Here is a 22660-nt window from a genome sequence, read left to right as displayed (position 1 = left end):
ATTGTTTGCTAGAATAGTCGATTCTTCCGGCCAAAGCCGTGCTCCGAGCCGCTTGCGCTAGCCATCCGGCGCGTGCAGGGATGGCGTGGCGCTCCGGCGCGGCGAGTGGATGTGACGCACATCACGCCGCAGGCAGGCACGGCAAGGAAAACCCGATTCGCTCGAATAATTTTAGGACGATTGAAGCCATGGCTAACGTTGTTGAGAACCTCGGCAAGCTTGAACGCCGCGTGACGATTTCCCTGCCGAAAGACACCGTGCAGAAGGAAATCGACGCCCGTATCCAGAAACTCGCGAAGACCGTGCGCATGCCGGGTTTCCGCCCGGGCAAGGTGCCGGTGAAGATGGTCGCGCAACAGTACGCGGGTCAGGTCGAAGCAGAAGTGCTGAGCGACAAGATCGGCCAGGAATTCTTCACGATCAGCCGCGCGGAAAACCTGCGCGTCGCTGGCCAGCCGAGCTTCGAGCCGAAGCAGGAGCAGGCTGAAGGTGCATACGCGTTCGACGCGACGTTCGAGGTCTACCCGGAAGTCAAGATCGGCGATCTGGCGACGGCTGAAGTCGAGCGCTCGACGACGTCGATCGGCGACGCCGAAATCGACCGTACGCTGGACATCCTGCGCAAGCAGCGCGTGCACTTCCACGCACGCGGCGAAGCCGGCGAACACGGCGACGGCGGTGCGGACACGGCAGCCAAGAACGGCGACCGCGTGACGGTCGACTTCGTCGGCAAGATCGACGACGTCGCGTTCCAGGGCGGCACGGCTGAAGATTTCCCGTTCGTGCTCGGCGAAGGCCGCATGCTGCCGGAATTCGAAACCGCGGCACTGGGCCTGAAGGTCGGTGAATCGCGCACGTTCGACCTGGCGTTCCCGGAGGACTACCACGGCAAGGACGTCGCGGGCAAGACGGCGCAATTCACGGTCACGATGAAGAAGATCGAGTGGCCGCACCTGCCGGAAATCGACGGTGAATTCGCGAAGTCGCTCGGCATCGAAGACGGCGATCTCACGAAGATGCGCGGCGAGATCAAGGACAACCTCGAGCGTGAAGCGAAGCGCCGCACGCAGTCGATCGTCAAGAACCAGGTGATGGACGCGCTGCTGAAGATCTCCGAACTCGACGTGCCGAAGGCGCTGATCGAGCAGGATCAGCAACGCCTCGTCGAAATGGCTCGCCAGGATCTGGCGCAGCGCGGCGTGCCGAACGCGAAGGACGCACCGATCCCGGCCGAGATGTTCACCGAGCAGGCAGAACGCCGCGTGAAGCTGGGCCTCGTGCTGGCCGAGCTGGTGAAGTCGAACGGCCTCGAAGCGAAGCCGGAACAGATCCGCGCGGAAGTCGACGAGTTCGCGAAGAGCTACGAAGACCCGAAGGAAGTGGTCCGCTGGTATTATTCGAACCAGCAGCGCCTCGCCGAGATGGAAGCGTTCGTCGTTGAAAGCAACGTCGTCGATTTCGTGCTGGGCAAGGCGAAGGTGACGGACAAGGAAGTGAGCTTCGAAGCACTCGCGAGCGCATCGGCGCAAGCGTAAGTGTTGCTCTAGCGGCGTGCCGGCTGTCGGAGCGACGGCCCGCACGCCGTTTTTACGTCAAGCGCACGGTTGCCATTAATATGGCGATTGAGCGGGCGTCTTCCTTCCGTTCAATTTTCCATTCGAACAAGGTTCATTGAATGATCACTCGCGCTGAATTGCTGGACATGCTTGCTTCGAACGCGCCGCAGGGTTTCGAGGCGCAAGCGCTGGGGCTGGTGCCGATCGTCGTCGAAACGAGCGGCCGCGGCGAGCGTTCGTACGATATCTACTCGCGCCTCCTGAAGGAGCGCCTGGTGTTCATGGTCGGCGAAGTGAACGACCAGACCGCCAACCTCGTGGTTGCGCAGCTGCTGTTCCTCGAGAGCGAGAATCCCGACAAGGACATCAGCCTGTACATCAACAGCCCGGGCGGGTCGGTGTCGGCCGGCATGGCGATCTACGACACGATGCAGTTCATCAAGCCGGACGTGTCGACGCTGTGCATGGGCCTCGCGGCCAGCATGGGTGCGTTCCTGCTCGCGTCGGGTGCGAAGGGCAAGCGTTTCGCGCTGCCGAACTCGCGCGTGATGATTCACCAGCCACTCGGCGGCGCGCGCGGCCAGGCATCCGACATCGAGATCCAGGCACGCGAAATCCTCTACCTGAAGGAGCGGCTGAACCAGTTGCTCGCGCAGCACACGGGCCAGGACGTCGAGCGCATCGCGCGCGACACCGACCGTGATAACTTCATGTCGAGCGAGGATGCGAAGGCGTACGGGCTGATCGATCAGGTGCTGTTGAAGCGTCCGTGAGCTTAAGTGGGGTGCCGCCCCGATTCGTGCGGCGCCCCTGCGACGTCCCGAACGCCTTGAGCATCTGCGGCAAGCGCATCCAGCCGGCTCCGGTCGCGCCCTAGGCGCGGCGCTCGGAGCATTCGGCGTATCATGTCATTTACCTGTCCGGAGGCTCTACATTCATGGCGGACAAAAAAGGTTCGAACAGCGAGAAGCTGTTGTATTGCTCGTTTTGCGGGAAGAGCCAGCATGAGGTGAAAAAACTCATCGCGGGCCCGTCGGTGTTCATCTGCGATGAGTGCATCGACCTCTGCAACGAAATCATTCGCGACGAGGCGGCTGCCGCCGGCGTCGAGGCCAGCCTGTCCCGGTCGGATCTCCCGAGCCCGCAGGAAATTCGCGACATCCTCGATCAGTACGTGATCGGCCAGGAGCGCGCGAAGAAGATCCTCGCGGTGGCCGTGTACAACCACTACAAGCGCCTCAAGCATCTCGACAAGAAGGACGACGTCGAGCTGTCGAAGAGCAACATCCTGCTGATCGGCCCGACGGGCTCCGGCAAGACGCTGCTCGCGCAGACGCTCGCGCGGTTGCTCAACGTGCCGTTCGTGATCGCCGATGCGACGACGCTGACCGAAGCCGGCTACGTCGGCGAGGACGTCGAGAACATCATCCAGAAGCTGTTGCAGAACTGCAACTACGAGGTCGACAAGGCCCAGCGCGGGATCGTCTACATCGACGAAATCGACAAGATCAGCCGCAAGTCGGACAACCCGTCGATCACGCGCGACGTGTCGGGCGAGGGTGTCCAGCAGGCACTGCTGAAGCTCGTCGAGGGCACGATGGCGTCGGTGCCGCCGCAGGGTGGCCGCAAGCATCCGAACCAGGATTTCATCCAGGTCGACACGACCAACATCCTGTTCATCTGCGGCGGTGCATTCGACGGCCTCGAGAAGGTGATCACCGATCGTACCGAGAAAACCGGTATCGGCTTCGGCGCGACGGTCAAGAGCAAGCAGGAACGCGACGCGGGCGAAGTGCTGCGCGAAACGGAACCGGAAGACCTGATCAAATTCGGTCTGATCCCCGAATTGATCGGCCGCCTGCCGGTGGTCGCGACGCTCGGCAAGCTCGATGAAGCCGCGCTGATGAAGATCCTGGTCGAGCCGAAGAACGCGCTCGTCAAGCAGTATCACAAGCTGTTCGCGATGGAGCGCGTCGAGCTGGAGATCCGGCCGGGCGCACTGCAGGCAGTCGCCCGCAAGGCGATCCGCCGCAAGACCGGCGCGCGCGGTTTGCGTTCGATCATCGAACAGGCCTTGCTCGACGTGATGTACGAGCTGCCGACGATGAAAGGGGTCAGCAAAGTCATCATCGACGAGAACGTCATCGATGGAGACGGCAAGCCTTTGCTGATCTACGAGGACACGCCGAAGGTGGCGGGTTCGAACTGACCGGCTTGCCGACGATGTTCTGCGAAAAAGGCCGTTCATGAGACCGTGGGCGGCTTTTTTTCGTTTATCTTGTGGGTAACTCTGACTCGACACGCGGTGGTTACTTTCTTACCGAATATTTCCCGCACTTGAAGGCTTGCAATTCGTTGTGGCGGCCTCAATTACCGAACAATTGATTCCACTCATGGGGAAATGAAATGTCAGGCACCCAACTTCTCCCGCCGGAACGCATCACGCTCCCGCTGCTGCCGCTGCGGGATGTCGTCGTTTTCCCGCACATGGTGATTCCGCTCTTCGTGGGCCGGCCGAAATCGATCAAGGCCCTCGAAGCAGCGATGGAAGGCGGCAAGCACATCATGCTCGTCGCCCAGAAAACCGCGGCCAAGGACGAACCGACCGAAAAGGACATGTACGAGGTCGGTTGTATCGCCAACATCCTGCAGATGCTGAAGCTGCCGGACGGCACCGTGAAGGTGCTCGTCGAGGGCCTGCAGCGCGCGAAGGCGTTGTCGATCGAAGAGCAGGAAACGCAATTCTCCTGCGAAGTGATGCCGCTCGAGCCCGATCACGCCGACAGCGCTGAAACGGAAGCGCTGCGCCGCGCGATCGTGTCGCAGTTCGACCAGTATGTGAAGCTGAACAAGAAGATCCCGCCGGAGATCCTCACGTCGCTGTCGGGCATCGACGAAGCAGGCCGCCTCGCCGACATGATCGCCGAGCGCCTGCCGCTGAAACTCGACCAGAAGCAGCACATCCTCGAGATGTTCCCGGTCATCGAGCGCCTCGAGCACCTGCTCGCGCAGCTCGAAGCCGAGATCGACATCCTGCAGGTCGAAAAGCGCATCCGCGGGCGCGTGAAGCGCCAGATGGAAAAGAGCCAGCGCGAGTACTACCTGAACGAACAGGTCAAGGCGATCCAGAAGGAACTGGGCGAAGGCGAAGAGGGTGCCGATCTCGAGGAACTCGAGAAGCGCATCAACGCTGCGCGCATGCCGAAGGAAGCGAAGAAGAAGGCCGACGCCGAGCTGAAGAAGCTGAAGCTGATGTCGCCGATGTCGGCGGAAGCCACCGTCGTGCGCAACTACATCGACACGCTGATCGGCCTGCCGTGGCGCAAGAAGAGCAAGGTCAACAACGACCTGTCGAACGCCGAGCAGGTGCTTGACGAGGATCACTTCGGCCTCGAGAAGGTGAAGGAACGGATCCTCGAGTATCTCGCGGTCCAGCAGCGCGTCGACAAGGTCAAGGCACCGATCCTGTGCCTCGTCGGGCCTCCGGGCGTCGGCAAGACCTCGCTCGGCCAGTCGATCGCCCGTGCGACGAACCGCAAGTTCGTCCGGATGGCGCTCGGCGGCGTGCGTGACGAAGCCGAGATCCGCGGCCACCGCCGTACGTACATCGGTTCGATGCCGGGCAAGATCCTGCAGAGCCTCACGAAGGTCGGCGTGCGCAATCCGCTCTTCCTGCTCGACGAAGTCGACAAGATGGGCATGGATTTCCGCGGCGATCCGTCGTCGGCGCTGCTCGAAGTGCTCGATCCGGAACAGAACCACACGTTCGCCGACCACTACATCGAAGTCGACTTCGACCTGTCGGACGTGATGTTCGTCGCGACGTCGAACTCGCTGAACATCCCGCCGCCGCTGCTCGACCGGATGGAAGTGATCCGTCTGTCGGGTTACACGGAAGACGAGAAGGTCAGCATCGCCCAGCGTTACCTGCTGCCGAAGCAGAAGAAGAACAACGGGCTGAAGGAAGGCGAGATCGAGGTCACCGAGCAGGCGATCCGCGACATCATCCGCTACTACACGCGTGAAGCCGGTGTGCGTTCGCTCGAGCGGGAAGTGTCGAAGATCTGCCGCAAGGTCGTGAAGATGTTGCTGCTGAAGAAGGCATCGGGCGCGATCAAGGTCGACGGCGAAAACCTCGACACGTTCCTCGGCGTGCGCAAGTACGACTTCGGCCTCGCGGCGAAGGAAAACCAGGTCGGTCAGGTGACGGGCCTCGCGTGGACGGAAGTCGGTGGCGATCTGCTGACGATCGAAGCCGCGGTGATGCCGGGCAAGGGCAACGTGATCCGTACGGGTTCGCTCGGCGACGTGATGAAGGAGTCGGTCGAGGCGGCACGTTCGGTCGTGCGCTCGCGTTCGCGTCGTCTCGGCATCAAGGACGAAGCGTTCGAGAAGCAGGACATCCACATCCACGTGCCGGAAGGCGCGACGCCGAAGGACGGTCCGTCTGCCGGTGGTGCGATGACGACCGCGCTGGTATCGGTGCTGACGGGTATCCCCGTGCGTGCCGATGTCGCGATGACGGGCGAAATCACGCTGCGTGGTGAAGTCCTGCCGATCGGCGGCCTGAAGGAGAAGCTGCTCGCAGCGCATCGCGGTGGCATCAAGCTCGTGCTGATCCCGGAAGAGAACGTGAAGGATCTCGCCGAGATTCCGGACAACGTGAAGAACGCGATCGAGATCGTGCCGGTCCGCTGGATCGACAAGGTGCTGGAACTCGCGCTCGAGCGTTCGCCGACCCCGCTGCCGCCGGAAGAAGAGGCGAAGGCGGCGGCACCGGTCGCCGATGCGGCGAAGGATGCCGGCTCGACGGAATTCGTCAAGCACTAAGCATCGGAACACCGTCCTTCCTGACGGTTGTTCACGAAACCCGCGGCATGGCCGCGGGTTTTTTTATGCGTCTTGAAATCGTGCGCGCGAGTGTTAAAAAAATTCACGTCAGGGCTTTGCAAAATGATCGGGGATGAATTAAACTTGCGGGCTCGCTGGTTGTTGATGCCGAAACGCAGATCGCAGCCAGAACGAATCGGAAACGGGTGCTTAGCTCAGCTGGTAGAGCGGCGCCCTTACAAGGCGTAGGTCGGGGGTTCGAACCCCTCAGCACCCACCAGTTTCACGATTCAGCCAGACCAAGGAGCGGTAGTTCAGTCGGTTAGAATACCGGCCTGTCACGCCGGGGGTCGCGGGTTCGAGTCCCGTCCGCTCCGCCAGAAAATGAAGAAGCCCGCCTTGTGCGGGCTTTTTCATTTGTATCGTTCGTTGCGCCCGCTTGCGGGCGCGTGACTGCGGAGTGGAGGAAGCCGCCTGCGCGGCTTCCGGCGGGACTCGAAGGGCTGCGCTTGCAAGCGCAGCCGCGGCCTGCGGGATGTAGGCGAGTCCCGTCCGCTCCGCCAGAAAATGAAGAAGCCCGCCTTGTGCGGGCTTTTTTATTTTCGTTTCCGATTGACGCGCTATCGGGCACGCAACCGCGGAGTGGGGGATGTGACCGCCAGGATGCAGGCGACTTCCGTCCGCTCCGCCGCTCACGCAAAAATGCCTGCGCAATGCGGGCATTTTTGTTTTCTGCGCTTGCTTGCCGTGTCGTACTCGCCCGCAGCACGTCTGCTTTTCTCCCGTCCCACCCCGTATGTTGTAATATCGGTCGTTTTGTCCAATTTTCCCGTCACGCATGCTCGATTTCTTCCGTAATCACCAGCGCCTGATGATGGCGCTCCTGCTCCTGATCGTGTTGCCGGGGCTGGGTTTCGTCGGGATCCAAGGCTTCCGCGGCTTCTTCGACGATAGCGCGAACGTCGCGGCAGTCAACGGGCACAAGATCACGCGGGTCGAATTCGACGGCGCGTTCCGCCAGCAGATCGACCAGGCGCGTCAGGCGCTCGGCGGGCAGTTCGACATCAAGATGTTCGATACGCCCGAGCACCGCAAGCAAGTGCTCGACGGCCTGATCCAGCAACGCGTGCTGGCCGACGAGACTCAACGTCTGCACCTGACCGCATCCGACAACGCCGTGCGCGACGCGCTGATGAGCGACCCGATGATCGCGTCGCTGAAGAAGCCCGACGGCTCGATCGACGTCGAACGCTATGCGCAACTGCTGTCGTTCCAGGGAATGACGCCCGAGCAGTATCAGGAACGCGTGCGCTACAGCCTCTCGCTGCAACAGATTCCGGCCAGCATCGTATCGAGCGCATTCACGCCGAAGAGCCTTGCGCAACGCCTGTCCGAACTCGCCGCGCAGCAGCGCGAAGTGCAGGCGCTTGTGCTGAAGACGAGCGACTTCGCAGCGAAGGTCCAGCCGACCGATGCGCAACTCGCCGCGTACTATGACGCGCACAAGCAAAGCTTCGCGACGCCGGAGACCGCGACGATCCAGTACCTCGTCTATTCGCCGGCCGCAGCGGCTGCGAGCGCACAGCCGACCGATGCGGACATCAAGAAGTTCTACGACGACAACCCGACGCACTTCCGCACCGAAGCGCAGGTTCGCGTGAGCCACATCTTCATCGCTGCGCCGGGCAGCGCAAGCGCGGCCGACAAGACGGCAGCGAAGACGAAGGCCGAGCAGTTGCTGGCCGACGTGAAGGCGCATCCCGACCAGTTCGCGCAGGTCGCGCAGAAGAGCTCGCAGGACGCACCGTCGGCGGCGAAGGGCGGCGACCTCGGCTTCATCACGCGCGGCTCGACGGCGGGCGGCAAGGCGTTCGACGATGCCGCGTTCGCGCTCAAGCAGGGTGACGTGAGCGGTGTCGTGCAGTCGGATCTGGGCTTCCACATCCTGAAGGCAACGGAAGTGAAGCCGGCGGCCGTCAAGCCGTTCGCTGACGTGAAGGACCAGATCGCCGCGGAACTGAAGCAGCAGTACGCATCGAAGGCGTTCACGGACAACGCGGAAGGCTTCACGTCCACCGTCTACGAAAAGGCGAAGACGCTGCAGCCTGCCGCGGACAAGTACAAGCTGACGATCCAGACGGCCACCGTCACGCCGACGCCGAATCCGCAGCTGCCGCCGACGAGCCCGCTGAACAATCCGAAGTTCCTGGCCGCCGTGTTCGCCAACGACTCGGTGAAGAGCCAGAACAACACGCAGGCGATCGACATCGGCAACAACACGCTGATCTCGGCGCGCGTGACCGACTACAAGCCGGCTGCCGTGCCCGCGCTCGACGCGATCAAGGACGTCGTGCGCCAGAAGGTCGTCGCCGAGCAGGCTGCTGAACTCGCGAAGAAGGACGGCGTGGCGAAGCTCGCCGAACTGCAGAAGTCGAAGTCGGCCGACGGGTTCGCCGCCGCGCAGAAGGTCTCGCGCACGCAGTCGCAGGGCCTGACGCCGGCTGCGCTGAGCGCTGTGTACAAGGTCGACGCGAAGACGCTGCCCGCGTACGTCGGTGTCGATCTCGGCGCAGACGGCTACGCGATCTACCGTGTGAACGCGGTGATCCCGGGTTCGGCGGTCGATCCGCAGCAACTGGCGGCCGCGCAGCAGCAGATGGCGCAGGTCGACGCGCAAAGCGAAGGCGAAGCGTATCTCGCCGCGCTGCGCGATCGCTCGAAGGTGAAGCTGTACGGCTCGACGGCCGGCCAGTCGCAGGACGGCGACAACTGAGCGTCGTTTCGCACGCAACAAAAAAAGCCCCGCTTCATGCGGGGCTTTTTGTTTTCCGGGCGGGGCGGTGGCGTCAGCCGCGCGGCTTGCCGAGCAGCGGTTTCAGCGCCGGCCAGACGTTGTCGAGCAGAATGCCCTGCGCCTGCTGCGCAGGATGCATCTGGTCGGCCTGGAACAACTCCGGCTTGTTCTCGATGCCGGCCAGCAGGAACGGCACGAGCGGCACGCCGAGATCCTTCGACAGCCGCGTATAGACGGCGTGGAACTTCTGCGTGTAGTCGGGGCCGTAATTGGGTGGCACGTACATGCCGACCAGCACGACCTTCGCCCGCGCCTGCCGCGCGCCGGCGATGATGTCGCGCAGGTTCTGCTCGGTCGTGGCGAGCGGCACGCCGCGCAGCGCATCGTTCGACCCGAGCTCGACGACGACGATCGACGGCTTGAGCCGTTGCAGCACCGCGGGCAGCCGCGCTCGGCCGCCGCTCGTGGTGTCGCCGCTGACGCTGGCGTTCGCGACGCTATAATCGATTCGCTCGGTCGTGAGCCGTTGCCGCAGCAATGCCACCCAGCCGGTGTCGCGCGGCAACCCGTATTCGGCCGACAGGCTGTCGCCGAGCACGACGATCACGGGCTGGCCCGATGTCGCGGCCGGCGTCGTCGCAGCGCGTGCCGATACGGTGGCGGCCAGCAGGGTGCCCAGCAGCGCGGCGAACGCCGCGCGTCTTTTCCAGCGAAATGTCGTGTCCATGTTCAAGATTACCGATCCGATCATCGAAGTCCATGACGTGTGCAAGCGGGTCGCCGATGCAACGGGCGAGCTGACGATCCTCGACGGCATCACGCTCGCCGTGCAGCCAGGCAGCAGCCTCGCGATCGTCGGCGCGTCGGGGTCGGGTAAATCGACGCTGCTCGGCCTGCTTGCAGGGTTGGACAGCGCAACGAGCGGCACGGTTCGCCTGCTCGGTCGCGCGCTCGACCAGCTCGACGAGGATGCGCGCGCGGCACTGCGCAACGGCGCAGTCGGGTTCGTGTTCCAGTCGTTCCAGTTGATGCCGCACCTCACGGCGCTCGAGAACGTGATGCTGCCGCTCGAGCTGCAGGGCGGTATCAGCGCGCGTGACGCCGCCGATCGTGCCCGGGCGCTGCTCGTGCAGGTCGGTCTCGGCGAGCGCACCGCGCATTATCCGAAGCTGTTGTCCGGGGGCGAACAGCAGCGTGTCGCGCTTGCGCGCGCATTCGTCACGCGCCCGGCGATCCTGTTCGCCGACGAGCCGACCGGCAGCCTCGATGCGGCTACGGGCCATGCGGTCATCGACCTGATGTTCGAACTGAACCGCACGCATGGTGCCACGCTCGTGCTCGTCACGCACGATGTCGAGCTCGCGCGCCGCTGCGCGACGACTGTGACGATCGACGCGGGACGCATCGTCGAGCCGCATGCGGAGCAACGCGGCACCTGAATTTAGCGGCCGGCCGCGCAGGCAGGGCTGCGCGGCCGGCATCGGCATGTCGCCGTTGCGTCAGCGCTTCAACGCTGCGCGGGCGCGCTCGATCAGCGCAGTGGTCGACGAGTCGTGCTTCGCCGGATCGATCGACTCGGCCGACAGGTCGGCTTCCACCACCTTGCCGAGAATCTTGCCGAGCTCGACGCCCCATTGGTCGAACGGATTGATGTCCCACACCGTTGCCTGCACGAGCACCTTGTGTTCGTACAGCGCGATCAGCGCGCCGAGCGTGCGCGGCGTCAGCGCATCGACGAGCAGCGTCGTCGTCGGGCGGTTGCCCGGGAACGTCAGGTGCGGCGCGAGCGCTTCCTTGCCCGGACCTGCGACCTTGCGCGCTTCGTCGAGCGTGCGGCCGAGCATCAGTGCCTCGCTCTGCGCAAAGCAGTTCGCCAGCAGCTTCGGATGATGGCTCGCGAGCGGATGCTCGGGCGTCAGCACCGCGATGAAGTCGATCGGCACGATCGTCGGCCCCTGGTGCAGCATCTGGAAGAACGCATGCTGGCCGTTGGTGCCCGGTTCGCCCCACGTGACGGCCGACGTCGGGTAGTCGACGAAGGTGCCGTCCAGGCGCGCGGATTTGCCGTTGCTCTCCATTTCGAGCTGCTGCAGGTACGACGGCAGGTAGTGCAGCGCTTCCGAATACGGCGCGACGAGATAGCTTTGCGAACCGAAGAAATTCCGGTACCAGATGCCGATCAGGCCGAGCAGCACGGGCAGGTTGCGCTCGAGCGGCGCTTCACGGAAATGACGGTCCATGTCGTTCGCGCCGGCCAGCAGCTCGTCGAACTGCTCGGGGCCGATCGCGATCATGATCGACAGGCCGACAGCCGACCACAGCGAATAGCGGCCGCCAACCCAGTCCCACATTTCGAACACGTTGTCCGCGGCGATGCCGAACTTCACGACTTCGGCCGGATTCGCCGATACGCCGACGAAGTGCTTCGCGAGCGCGTCCTCGGGGCAGCCGCGCGCGACGAACCAGTCGCGCAGCGAGCGTGCGTTCGTCATCGTCTCGAGCGTCGTGAAGGTCTTCGACACGATGATCGCGAGCGTTTCCTCGGGATCGACCTGTTCGAGCACGCGCGCGAGATCGGCGCCGTCGACGTTCGACACGAAGTGCGTGGTGATTTCGGGCGTCGCGACGTGGTGCAGCGCATGCACGACCATCTTCGGCCCGAGGTCGGAACCGCCGATGCCGATATTGATCACGTGGCGGATGCGCTTGCCGGTGTAGCCCGTCCACGTGCCGCTGCGCACGGCGCGCGCGAAGGTCGCCATCTTCGCGCGCTCGGCGCTGATCTGTGCGTGGAACGGTGCTTGCGGATCGGTCGCGCGCAGTGCGGTGTGCAGCGCGGCCCGGCCTTCGGTCGGGTTGACGATCTCGCCCGCGAACATCGCGTCGCGGCGGGCTTCGACGCCCGCGTCGCGCGCGAGCTGTACGAGCAGGCGCAGCGTGTCGTCGTTGATGCGGTTCTTCGAGAAATCGGCCGCGATACCGCCGCCCGGAATCGTGAAGCGTTCGGCACGCGTCGGCGTGTGGTCGTTTTCCGGCGCGAACCAGTCGCGCAGGCGAGCGTGGCGGATTTGCTCGAAGTGGGATTGAAGGGCAGTCCAGGCGGGGAGCGAATTCAGCGTCATGGCGGTTCGAGTGAAGCGTGAATCGGGAGGAATGCCGCGCCGGCTCATCGGGATCGGAAGGCCGGCGGACGAGAGGGCCCGCCGTGCGGCGGGGCAGTCAGTATAGCGGCGTTACGTGTCGGCGCGCGGCGACGCATAAAAAAGGCGATTGATCAGCGTGCGCACCATCGGCGCGAGTTCGCCGGCCGTGAGCCCGGCCGGGCCGGTGCCGTGTGCGGTCAGCGTGTCGGCCGCGAGGCCGTGCAGGTAGACGCCCGCGAGCGCCGCTTCGTATGGTGCGACGCGCTGCGCGAGCATTGCGCCGATCAGGCCGCCGAGCACATCGCCGGTGCCGCCCGTAGCGAGCGCGGCGTTGCCGGTCGGATTGATCGTCACGCGGCCGTCGGGCGCCGCAATCACCGTGCCCGAGCCTTTCAGTACGACGTGCGCCGCATAACGTGCCGCGAGCGCCTGCGCGGCCGCGACGCGGTCACGCTGGATCGTCGCCGTGTCGCTGCCGAGCAGCCGGGCGGCTTCGAGCGGATGCGGCGTCAGCACGCACGGATTGCCGCGCGTACCGCGCGTGGCGACGGCGGTCGCGAGGTCGGCATGTGTCGCGACGAGGTTCAGCGCATCGGCATCGAGCAGCGTTGCGGCATCGTGCGCGAGCACGTCGCGCACGAGCGTCGCCGCAGCTTCGCGCGTGCCGAGCCCGCAGCCGGCCGCGATGGCGGTCATCGCATCGAGATCGAGGCCGTCGACCGGATGCAGCATCAGTTCGGGGAACGGTGGGTCGTACGGCGGTGCGCCGGCGCCGAGGAAGCCGACGTGCACCTTGCCGGCACCGGCGAACAGCGCGGCGCGGGCGGCCAGGATCGGCGCGCCGCACATGCCTGTGTCGCCGCCGAGCACCGCGAGGCTGCCGAACGTGCCCTTGTGGGACGCGAATGCGCGCGCGGGCAGGGCGGCGGCGAATCGGGCGGGCGCGTTCAGCACGATGGCCGGCGCGGCGGGTGGCGCGACGTCGAGCGATGCGACGTCGATCTCGCCGGCGAGATCGCGGCCCTCGCCGGTGTAGAGGCCGGGCTTCGCGGCGATGAAGGTGAGCGTATGGGTGGCGGCGACAGCGACGCCTGCGCCCACGATCTGGCCCGTATCGCTGTCGAGCCCGCTCGGGACATCGAGCGCGAGCACATGGCCGCCGCTGCGCGCATGCGCGGCGATGCGCGCGGCCTGCTCCGCGAACGCGCCGTCGAGCGCGCGGCCGAGACCGATGCCGAACAGCCCGTCGACGACCCATGCATAGCCGTCGAGTGAAGCAGGTGGCGAGGCGGACAGCGGCACGCCGGCTGCGCGCGCGAGGCCGAGCGCCCATTGGGCGTCGTCCGGTTTCACCGGCACCGGCATCCATGCTTGCGTGGCGACGCCAAGCTGCTGGAGGTGAGCGGCGGCAACCAGCGCGTCGCCGCCGTTGTTGCCGGGGCCGACCGCGAACCACACGGGGCGGTCGTCGCCGGCCATGCGCTCGGACAGCCAGTGCGCGGCGGCGGCGCCGGCGCGACCCATCAGCGTATGCGGCGGCAGCGCCGCCGCGGCGTCGGCTTCGGCCGTGCGCAGGTCGGCGACGCGCAGCAGCGCGATCGGATCGGAATCGGGGAGCGGGCGGGTAACGGTCATCGCGGGGTCGTGGCGGCTGGCAAGGAGGCCGCCGCGGACGGGCCCGCGGCGGTCAGGTCGTGAAGCGCCCGGCGCGCAGCGCGGCGAGCGTGTCGGCGGGCCAGTGCTGCACGTCGCCGCCCAGGTAGTCGGTCACCACTTTAGCAGACCCGCATGCGAGCCCCCAGCCGGCCGGGCCGTGCCCGAAATTGACGAACACGCGCGGATGCGGGGTCGGACCGACGACCGGCAGGCCGTCCGGTGACAGCAACTGCGTGCCTTGCCACGACAGCGCGGCCGAGATCCGCGCGGCGCCGGGCACCCAGTCGTGGACGGCCTGGCCGAGCAGCGCGAGTGCGGCCTCGGACAGCGGTTCGGCGAGCGGCTTCGCGGTGTCGGGCAGGCTTTGCAGTACGGCGCCGCCGCCGACGCGCAGCCGCTGGTGGGTGCGCGTGATCGAGATCCGCTTGATCGAATCGATGACGTTCAGGTGCGGTGCGTGTTCTTCGTAGGCGACCGGTGCGGTGAGCGTATGGACGCGCACCGGGTGCAGCGGCAGGCGCCAGCCGAGCCGGTCGAGCAGCGGCAGGCTGCCGGCGCCGGCGGCGACCACGATCGCATCGGCGGAAATCACGTCGACCTCGCGAGCGTTCGACGCGCGCCGGTCGCCGGGCGGGACGAGCTCGACCGCGGCGCGGCCGGTATCGACGCGGATCGCGGCGACTTCCGCGCCGAAGCGAAACTGCACGCCATGCTCGTCGAGCGTCTGCTTGACCAGTTTCGCGAACAGCGGGCAATTGCCGGTGCGTTCGGTTTCGAGCAGCACGCCGCCGGCGAAGCCGGGCTCGGCCGGCACGGACGGCTCGAGCACCGCGCATTCGTCGGCGGAGAGCAGGCGGTACGGCTGGTCGAGCGTGCGCAGCAGGTCGAGCGCGGGCTGCATCGCGTCCCAGTCGCGCGGGTCGCGCACCACGTGCAGGATGCCGGGCTTCTGTTCGAATTCGAGCTCGAGGCGCGTCTCGATGTCGGCGAGCGTGTCGCGCGACGCGTCGATCAGCGGGCGCAGCCGCGCGTACTGGGCGGCGAACGCGTCGGGCTCGCGCAGCGTGCCGAGCTGCTTGACGAAGCGGCGCACGCCGCCGTTGAAGCCCGGCTTGTAGACGATGCCGGTGTCGCGCGGCTGGCGCTGGCGCATGAAGGTCGGGCCGAACCAGACGTCGAGCGGGCTCGGCAGCAGTGCGCCGCCGTCGCCGTAGGTTGCACCTTGCGCGACGGTCGCGTGGCGTTCGACCACGCACACGCGATGGCCGGCCGCGCGCAACTGGTAGGCGGTGGCGACGCCGCTGATTCCGCCGCCGATGACGATGACATCCATGGATTGCTTCGATGACGGGCGGCGCGTGTGCGCCACCCGGTGAGAATTCGCTGAGGGCCCCGGCCCGGTGAACCCGGAATGATAGCGCCAAAATCGCGGGAACCGGCGCCGGGCGAGCACGGACCGTGCGGCCGCGCCACGGCCGCCGGCTGCCGCGCCCGCGCGGGGCGGCCTGGCGGGCGGCCCGTGGGCGGCGCACACCGCGGCACCGTTGCGGTGCATGCGGGCTACCGATTGGCCGGTCTGGGGCGACCGACTTCCGGGTATAATTACGGCCTTCCTTTCGCCCCACGTCGCCACCTCGCGCGACTCATCGACGTCAGTCCAGCCCATGGCTCACTTCTCGTGTTTTCCCGGCGCTTCGGCCCTCTCCGATTTCCGTCAAACCCGTCTGCTCGACACGCTCAAGCAAATCGACGCCAACATCGTCGCGGTGCGCGGGCAGTTCCTGCACTTCGTCAATGCGGCCGAGCCGCTGTCGGCCGACGACAGCGCGCGCATCGACGCGCTGATGCACTACGGCGCGCCGTTCGAGCCGGCGACCGAGAAGGGCACGGCCGAGACCTTCGTCGTGCTGCCGCGCTTCGGCACGGTCTCGCCGTGGGCGAGCAAGGCGACCGACATCGCGCAGCACTGCGGCCTCACGCAGGTGCGCCGCATCGAGCGCGGCGTCGAGTTCACGGTCACGCTGAAGTCGGGCCTGCTCGGCGGCAAGAAGGCGCTGTCGGACGACGCTCGCGCGGCCGTCGCAGCCGCGCTGCATGACCGGATGACCGAAAGCGTGGTCGCGGCGCGTGACGACGCGAAGCACCTGTTCGACGAACTGCCGGCCAAGCCGCTCGCGAGCGTCGACGTGCTGGGCGTCGGCCGTGGTGCGCTCGAACGCGCGAACGTCGAGCTGGGCCTCGCGCTCGCCGACGACGAGATCGACTACCTGGTCGACGCGTTCCGCAAGCTCGAACGCAACCCGACCGACGTGGAACTGATGATGTTCGCGCAGGCGAACAGCGAGCACTGCCGCCACAAGATCTTCAACGCGCAGTGGACGATCGACGGCGAAGCGCAGGACATGTCGCTGTTCGCGATGATCCGCAACACCGAAAAGCTGAACCCGCAGGGCACGATCGTCGCGTATTCGGACAACTCGTCGATCATGGTCGGCGCCGAAGCCGAACGCTGGTTCCCGCGCAACGCGGGCGCGGCCGGCGAGCCGGGCGAGCGCTACGGCCGCCACACCGAGCTCACGCACACGCTGATGAAGGTCGAGACGCACAACCACCCGACGGCGATCTCGCCGTTCCCGGGTGCGGCGACCGGCGCGGGCGGCGAGATCCGCGACGAAGGCGCGACGGGCCGCGGTGCGCGTCCGAAGGCCGGCCTCACGGGCTTCACCGTGTCGAACCTCGATCTGCCCGACGCACGCCAGTCGTGGGAAAACGCACGCGACGCGGCCCAGCCGGTCGGCGAGCGCAACCCGAACGACGCGCACGGCCCGTACGGCCGCCCGGACCGCATCGCTTCGCCGTTGCAGATCATGATCGACGGCCCGCTCGGCGGCGCCGCGTTCAACAACGAATTCGGCCGTCCGAACCTCGGCGGCTATTTCCGCGTGTACGAGCAGAACGTCGGCGGGAAGGTGCAGGGCTATCACAAGCCGATCATGATCGCGGGCGGCCTCGGCAACATCGCCGACCAACATACGCACAAGCATGACGTGCCGGCCGGCTCGCTGCTGATCCAGATCGGCGGCCCCGGCATGCGGATCGGGATGGGCGGCGGCGCCGCGAGCTCGATGGCGACCGGCGCGAACACGGCCGAACTCGACTTCGACTCGGTGCAGCGCGGCAACCCCGAAATCGAGCGTCGCGCGCAGGAAGTGATCAACGGCTGCTGGCAGCTCGGCGCGGAAAACCCGATCCTGAGCATCCACGACGTCGGCGCGGGCGGCCTGTCGAACGCGTTCCCCGAGATCGTCGACGGTGCGGGCAAGGGCGCGCGCTTCGAGCTGCGCAAGGTCGCGCTCGAGGAATCGGGCCTGTCGCCGCGCGAAATCTGGTCGAACGAGGCGCAGGAGCGCTATGTGCTGGCGATCGCGCCGGCCGACCTGCCGCGCTTCGAGGCGATCTGCGCACGTGAGCGCTGCCCGTTCGCGGTGGTCGGTGTCGCAACCGACGAACGCCAGCTGAAGCTCGTCGACGACGAAGCGACGGGCGCCGACGAATACCCGGTCGACATGCCGATGGAAGTGCTGCTCGGCAAGCCGCCGCGCATGCATCGCGACGTCACGCGCGTGGCGACCGAGCGCGTGCCGGTCGACGTGACGGGCATCGCGCTGTCGGAAGTCGCGGTCGACGTGCTGAAGCACCCGACGGTCGGCAGCAAGTCGTTCCTGATCACGATCGGCGACCGCTCGGTTGGCGGCACGTCGGTGCGCGACCAGATGGTCGGCCCGTGGCAGGTGCCGGTGGCCGACTGCGCGGTCACCGCGCTCGACTACGCGGGCTTCAAGGGCGAAGCGATGACGATGGCCGAGCGCACGCCGCTCGCGGTGATCGATGCACCGGCATCGGGCCGCATGGCGGTCGGCGAGGCGATCACGAACATCGCGAGCGCGCCGATTGCGTCGCTCGACAAGCTGAAGCTGTCGGCGAACTGGATGGCTGCATGCGGCACGGCCGGCGAGGACGCCGCGCTGTTCGACACGGTCAAGGCGATCGGCATGGAACTGTGCCCGGCACTCGGGATCGGCATCCCGGTCGGCAAGGATTCGCTGTCGATGAAGACGAAGTGGGACGAGCAGGGCGTCGCGAAGGAAGTGGTATCGCCGGTGTCGCTGATCATCTCCGCGTTCGCGCCGGTCGAGGATGTGCGCCGTCACCTGACGCCGCAACTGCGCCGCATCGCCGACGCGGGCGACAGCGTGCTGATCGCGATCGATCTCGGCCGCGGCAAGAACCGGATGGGCGGCAGCATCTTCGCGCAGGTTACGCAGCAGGTCGGCGACACGACGCCGGACGTCGACGACGCAGAAGACCTGAAGCGTTTCTTCAACGCGATCCAGTCGCTCAATGCGCAAGACAAGCTGCTGGCATACCACGACCGCTCGGACGGCGGCCTGTGGGCGACGGTGTGCGAAATGGCGTTCGCGGGCCACGCGGGCGTGTCGCTGAACGTCGACATGCTGACGCTCGACCCGAATCACGAATCCGACTACGGCGACGCGAAGGACTGGGCGAAGCAGACGAGCGGCCGTCGCGAAGATCGCACGCTGCGCGCGCTGTTCTCCGAAGAACTCGGCGCTGTCGTCCAGGTGCGTGCGACCGATCGTGACGCGGTGCTCGGCGCGCTGCGCGAGTTCGGCCTGTCGGCGTGCTCGCACGTGATCGGCTCGGTCAACGATCGCGACGTGATCGAGGTGTATCGCGACGCGAAGAAGGTCTTCGACGCACCGCGCACCGAACTCCATCGCGCATGGAGCGAAGTGAGCTGGCGCATCGCGCGCCTGCGCGACAACCCCGCATGCGCGGATGCCGAATACGACGCGCTGCTCGACGTGGCCGATCCGGGCATCTCGCCGGTGCTGAGCTTCGATCCGGCCGACGACATCGCCGCGCCGTTCATCGCGACGGGCGCACGGCCGCGCGTCGCGATCCTGCGCGAGCAGGGCGTGAACTCTCACCTGGAAACGGCCTACGCGTTCGATCGCGCGGGCTTCGATGCGCACGACGTGCACATGAGCGACCTGCTCGCGGGCCGTGCGACGCTCGCCGATTTCGCGGGTGCGGTCGCCTGCGGCGGCTTCTCGTACGGTGACGTGCTGGGCGCGGGCGAAGGCTGGGCGAAGACGATCCGTTTCAACGCGAACCTCGCCGACATGTTCTCGGCGTTCTTCGCGCGTCCGGACACGTTCGCCCTCGGCATCTGCAACGGCTGCCAGATGCTGTCGAGCATCGCGTCGATGATTCCGGGCGCGGAAGCGTGGCCGAAGTTCACGCGCAACAAGTCCGAGCAGTTCGAGGCGCGCTTCTCGTTCGTCGAAGTGGAAAAGTCGCCGTCGATCTTCTTCGCGGGGATGGAAGGCTCGCGGATTCCGGTCGCGGTCGCGCACGGCGAAGGCTATGCAGACTTCTCGCAGCAGGGCGACATCGATCGCGTCGCGGTCGCGATGCGTTTCGTCGACCACCGCGGCGAAGCGACCGAGGGCTATCCGTTCAACCCGAACGGCTCGCCGGCCGGCATCACGTCGGTCACGACGGCCGACGGCCGCTTCTCGGTGCTGATGCCGCACATGGAGCGTGTGCATCGTACGGTCGCGATGAGCTGGCACCCGGAAAGCTGGGGTGAAGCGAGCCCGTGGATGCGCGTGTTCCGCAACGCGCGCCGCTGGATCGGCTGATCGGGATGATGTTCGACCCGAACGCACCGGTCGAGGTCGTCACGCTGCGCGACCAGCGCGCAAGCGAGGGCGACGCGATCGGTCGCGTGATCGTCGCGGCGTTCGCGGGCGAGCCGGAAGGCGGGCAGTTCGAACGGCGGATCGTCGATACGCTGCGTGCGGACGGTGCGTTGAGCGTCTCGCTCGTCGCGGAGCGCGACGGCCGCCTGATCGGGCATGTTGCGTTCTCGCCGGTGTCGATCGGCGGCGAACTGTCCGGCAGCCAGGGCTGGTACGGGCTGGCCCCGCTCGCGGTGCTGCCCGACTGCCAGCGGCAGAGCATCGGTGCAGGGTTGGTGCGCACGGGGCTCGACGCGTTGCGCCGGATTGGCGCGCGCGGCTGCGTGCTGCTCGGCGAACCCGCGTATTACACGCGGTTCGGCTTTGCGCCATCCGGTGACATCGTGTTCCCGGGCGTGCCGCCCGAGTATTTCCTCGCGCTGTCGCTCGACGATTCGGCGCCGCGGCCGTCGGGTGACGTTCGCTATCACGACGTGTTCTATCCCGCGTAGCCGGCGCTTGCGGTGTGCGTGAATCCGGTACGGAAAGGGCCGCTCTTTGGAGCGGCCTTTTTCTTTTGCCGGGCTGCGAGCGCATCGTGATGCACCGGCAGTCAGTTTGCGAGCAATAAAAAAGCCGCTCCGAAGAGCGGCTTTTCGATACACGGGCGACGAGCGCCAGCGTTACTGGATTTTTGCCTGCTGGCGCAGACCTTCCTCGAACGCCTGCAGCTTCTGCTGCACGAGTTGCTGCGCGATCTGTGCCTTCACCTGATCGAACGGCGGCGGGGCGATGTCGCGGATGTCGTCGACACGGATGATGTGCCAGCCGAACTGCGTCTTCACCGGCGTGTCGGTCATCTGGCCTTTCTGCAGCTTCTGCGCGGCCGCCGCGAATTCCGGCACGTACGCCTTCGGGTCGGACCAGTCGAGATCGCCGCCGTTCTTGCCCGAACCCGGATCCTTCGAGTACTGCTTCGCGAGATCCTCGAACTTCGCGCCGGCCTTGATCTTCGCGATCAGGTCCTTCGCCTGCTGCTCGTTGTCGACGAGGATGTGGTGCAGGTGGTATTCACGATTGCCGCCGGCGCCCTTGACGAGGTCGTCGTAACGCGCCTTCACTTCGGCATCGGTCGGCTGGTTCTTCTTCAGGAAGCTCTCGATCATCGAACGCAGCACGACGGTCTGCTGCGCGACGGCGATTTGCGCCTTCACGTCCGGGCGGTTCGGGATGCCTTCGCGGATCGCTTCCTGCATCAGGATTTCGCGGTTCACGAGTTCCTGGCGAACGGCCTGCTGCAGTTGCGGGCTGTCGGTCTGGCCTTGCTGGACGAGCTGAGCAACCATCGCGTCGGCGCGCGACTTCGGAATCGGCGTGCCGTTGACGACGGCGATGTTCTGGGCAAATGCCGGTGCCGCTGCAAAAGCAGCCGCCGCGACCCACAGGCGGGGGGATTTCAGGATCATCGGGAATTCCTAATGAGACTAGATTGAAGATTCGTTGAATTCTTCGGGCGTGTAAGCCACGATCGCGAGCGCGTGAATGCCGCGCTGCATCGCATCAGCGAGCGCATCATACACCAGCCGGTGGCGCGCGACGCGCGGCTTGCCCGCGAAGGCGGCCGACACGATCGTGACCGTGAAGTGGCCGCCGGCGGACGCGCCGGCATGGCCCGCGTGCTGCGCGCTATCGTCGCGCACGGTGAGCGATTCGGGCGCGAGCGCCGCGGTGAGGCGCGCTTCGATCAGCGCGATGCGTTCGTCGGGCGACGCGTGGAGAAAGGCGTCCGTCATGTCACTCGTCCTTCAGGTATTTCGTGAGCCACAGGCTTTGCAGGATGATGAATACGACCATCGCGCCCGTCGTGCCGAACAGCTTGAAGTTCACCCATTGCGATTCGGTGAAGTTGTGCACCACGTACAGGTTCGCGACGCCGAGCACCGCGAAGAACAGCGCCCAGGCGACGTTCAGCTTGTCCCACACGGGGTGCGGCAGCGTGAGCTGCTTGCCCATCATCTTCTCGATCAGGTTGTTGCCGAACGCATAGCGCGCGGCGAGCAGCCCGATCGCAAACAGCCAGTACAGCACAGTCGGTTTCCATTGAATGAATTTCTCGTCATGCAGGACGAGGGTGGCGCCACCGAAAACGACGATCACGCCGAGGCTGACCCACAGCATCGTGTCGACCTTCCGGTGCCGGAAGGCAACCCATGCGACCTGGGCCAGCGTCGCGACGATCGCGACGGCGGTAGCGGTAAAGATGCCCCAGACCTTGAAGGCGGCAAAAAACAGGATGATCGGAAACAGATCGAACAGGAATTTCATGGCGCTCGCAGCTGCGTAAAAGGCCGCTTGCGCGGCCTTTCACCGTTGTAGGGACCCGCCAGGCACCGCCGGAGCGGATCGGGCGGCGTGAGGGGCGCCCCGCGGATCCGCCCGGCGCCGCTCATTCGTTTTCGGGTCGGGACTCGAAGTTTAACGCAGCCGAATTGATGCAGTACCGCAAACCGGTCTGGTCGCGCGGGCCGTCCTCGAAGACGTGGCCGAGATGCGCGCCGCAGTGGTTGCAGCGCACCTCGACACGCACCATCCCGTGCGAGTAGTCGACCTTTTCGTCGATCACCTCGCCGTTGAGCGGCTTGAAGTAGCTGGGCCAGCCGCAGCCCGAGTGGAATTTGGAGCCGGATTCGAACAGCGGCGTGCTGCAGACGACGCATTTGTAGATGCCGTCGTCTTCGGTGTCGGTGTATTCGCCGGTGAACGCACGCTCGGTGGCCGCATGCTGCGTGACTTCGTACTGCATCGGCGTGAGCCGGCGGCGCAGCTCGGCGTCGTCCTTCTCGTACGGGAAGGTCTTGTCGTCGGAATCGTGGGACATGTGGGGTTCTCCTGATCGGTCGGTCGATACGCGCG

The 22660-nt window shown here is 66.0% G+C and carries 16 protein-coding genes and 2 tRNA genes; 10 read left to right on the top strand and 8 right to left on the bottom strand.

The window, feature by feature from the left end; translation table 11 throughout:
- Positions 1 to 188: 188 nt before the first annotated feature.
- The 7 genes from tig (at position 189) to BCEP18194_RS16160 (ending at position 9159) form a co-directional block, all read left to right on the top strand.
- The gene (gene tig, locus BCEP18194_RS16190) at positions 189 to 1535 is read left to right on the top strand and encodes a trigger factor (RefSeq protein WP_011352362.1); all 1347 of its coding nucleotides are present in this window, start codon (positions 189 to 191) and stop codon (positions 1533 to 1535) included.
- A gap of 140 nt (positions 1536 to 1675) precedes the next feature.
- Positions 1676 to 2329, top strand: a complete 654-nt coding sequence (clpP, locus tag BCEP18194_RS16185) for an ATP-dependent Clp endopeptidase proteolytic subunit ClpP (RefSeq protein ID WP_010092137.1) — start codon at positions 1676 to 1678, stop codon at positions 2327 to 2329.
- Between the two features lie 164 nt (positions 2330 to 2493).
- The gene (clpX, locus tag BCEP18194_RS16180; RefSeq protein ID WP_006489345.1) at positions 2494 to 3765 is read left to right on the top strand and encodes an ATP-dependent Clp protease ATP-binding subunit ClpX; all 1272 of its coding nucleotides are present in this window, start codon (positions 2494 to 2496) and stop codon (positions 3763 to 3765) included.
- Positions 3766 to 3962: 197 nt separating this feature from the next.
- Positions 3963 to 6386, top strand: a complete 2424-nt coding sequence (gene lon, locus BCEP18194_RS16175) for an endopeptidase La (protein ID WP_011352361.1) — start codon at positions 3963 to 3965, stop codon at positions 6384 to 6386.
- Positions 6387 to 6590: 204 nt separating this feature from the next.
- Positions 6591 to 6666: transfer RNA gene (locus BCEP18194_RS16170), tRNA-Val, on the top strand.
- A gap of 23 nt (positions 6667 to 6689) precedes the next feature.
- Positions 6690 to 6766, top strand: a tRNA-Asp gene (locus BCEP18194_RS16165).
- A 458-nt stretch (positions 6767 to 7224) separates the two neighbouring features.
- On the top strand, positions 7225 to 9159 hold the full coding sequence (locus tag BCEP18194_RS16160; RefSeq protein WP_011352360.1) for a SurA N-terminal domain-containing protein: 1935 nt from the start codon (positions 7225 to 7227) through the stop codon (positions 9157 to 9159).
- A gap of 73 nt (positions 9160 to 9232) precedes the next feature.
- Here the strand turns inward: BCEP18194_RS16160 and BCEP18194_RS16155 are convergent, their stop codons facing one another.
- Complete coding sequence (locus tag BCEP18194_RS16155) at positions 9233 to 9907, bottom strand: arylesterase (protein WP_011352359.1); 675 nt, start codon at positions 9905 to 9907, stop codon at positions 9233 to 9235.
- Between BCEP18194_RS16155 and BCEP18194_RS16150 the strand changes: the two genes are divergently transcribed.
- Entirely contained in the window at positions 9906 to 10619 is a 714-nt protein-coding gene (locus BCEP18194_RS16150) for an ABC transporter ATP-binding protein (RefSeq protein WP_011352358.1), read from the top strand. The genes BCEP18194_RS16155 and BCEP18194_RS16150 overlap by 2 nt on opposite strands.
- Positions 10620 to 10679: 60 nt before the next feature.
- Here BCEP18194_RS16150 and pgi read toward each other — a convergent pair whose 3' ends face one another.
- The 3 genes from pgi to BCEP18194_RS16135 form a co-directional block, all read right to left on the bottom strand.
- Entirely contained in the window at positions 10680 to 12302 is a 1623-nt protein-coding gene (pgi, locus tag BCEP18194_RS16145; protein WP_041492870.1) for a glucose-6-phosphate isomerase, read from the bottom strand.
- A 111-nt stretch (positions 12303 to 12413) separates the two neighbouring features.
- Positions 12414 to 13958 (bottom strand): NAD(P)H-hydrate dehydratase, encoded by a 1545-nt coding sequence (locus BCEP18194_RS16140; RefSeq protein WP_011352356.1) that lies wholly within the window; start codon positions 13956 to 13958, stop codon positions 12414 to 12416.
- 52 nt (positions 13959 to 14010) lie between these two features.
- A complete protein-coding gene (locus BCEP18194_RS16135) occupies positions 14011 to 15312 on the bottom strand; it encodes an FAD-dependent oxidoreductase (protein WP_011352355.1) in 1302 nt (433 codons plus the stop codon).
- A gap of 331 nt (positions 15313 to 15643) precedes the next feature.
- Between BCEP18194_RS16135 and purL the strand changes: the two genes are divergently transcribed.
- Together purL and BCEP18194_RS16125 are read left to right on the top strand one after the other, a co-directional pair.
- Positions 15644 to 19708 (top strand): phosphoribosylformylglycinamidine synthase, encoded by a 4065-nt coding sequence (purL, locus tag BCEP18194_RS16130; protein ID WP_011352354.1) that lies wholly within the window; start codon positions 15644 to 15646, stop codon positions 19706 to 19708.
- A gap of 5 nt (positions 19709 to 19713) precedes the next feature.
- Positions 19714 to 20259, top strand: a complete 546-nt coding sequence (locus BCEP18194_RS16125) for a GNAT family N-acetyltransferase (protein ID WP_011352353.1) — start codon at positions 19714 to 19716, stop codon at positions 20257 to 20259.
- A gap of 171 nt (positions 20260 to 20430) precedes the next feature.
- Here the strand turns inward: BCEP18194_RS16125 and BCEP18194_RS16120 are convergent, their stop codons facing one another.
- From BCEP18194_RS16120 to msrB, 4 genes are all read right to left on the bottom strand, one after another.
- Positions 20431 to 21213, bottom strand: coding sequence for a peptidylprolyl isomerase (locus BCEP18194_RS16120; RefSeq protein WP_011352352.1), 783 nt, complete (start codon positions 21211 to 21213; stop codon positions 20431 to 20433).
- 18 nt (positions 21214 to 21231) lie between these two features.
- A complete protein-coding gene (locus BCEP18194_RS16115; RefSeq protein ID WP_011352351.1) occupies positions 21232 to 21540 on the bottom strand; it encodes a BolA family protein in 309 nt (102 codons plus the stop codon).
- A 1-nt stretch (position 21541) separates the two neighbouring features.
- The gene (locus tag BCEP18194_RS16110; protein WP_011352350.1) at positions 21542 to 22072 is read right to left on the bottom strand and encodes a septation protein A; all 531 of its coding nucleotides are present in this window, start codon (positions 22070 to 22072) and stop codon (positions 21542 to 21544) included.
- 121 nt (positions 22073 to 22193) lie between these two features.
- Positions 22194 to 22625 (bottom strand): peptide-methionine (R)-S-oxide reductase MsrB, encoded by a 432-nt coding sequence (gene msrB / locus BCEP18194_RS16105; RefSeq protein WP_011352349.1) that lies wholly within the window; start codon positions 22623 to 22625, stop codon positions 22194 to 22196.
- Between the last annotated feature and the right edge of the window lie 35 nt (positions 22626 to 22660).

This window comes from Burkholderia lata (assembly GCF_000012945.1).
Lineage (GTDB): Bacteria > Pseudomonadota > Gammaproteobacteria > Burkholderiales > Burkholderiaceae > Burkholderia > Burkholderia lata.
The sequence above is the reverse complement of the archived record's forward strand: the minus strand, read 5'-3'. Positions and strand labels throughout refer to the sequence as shown.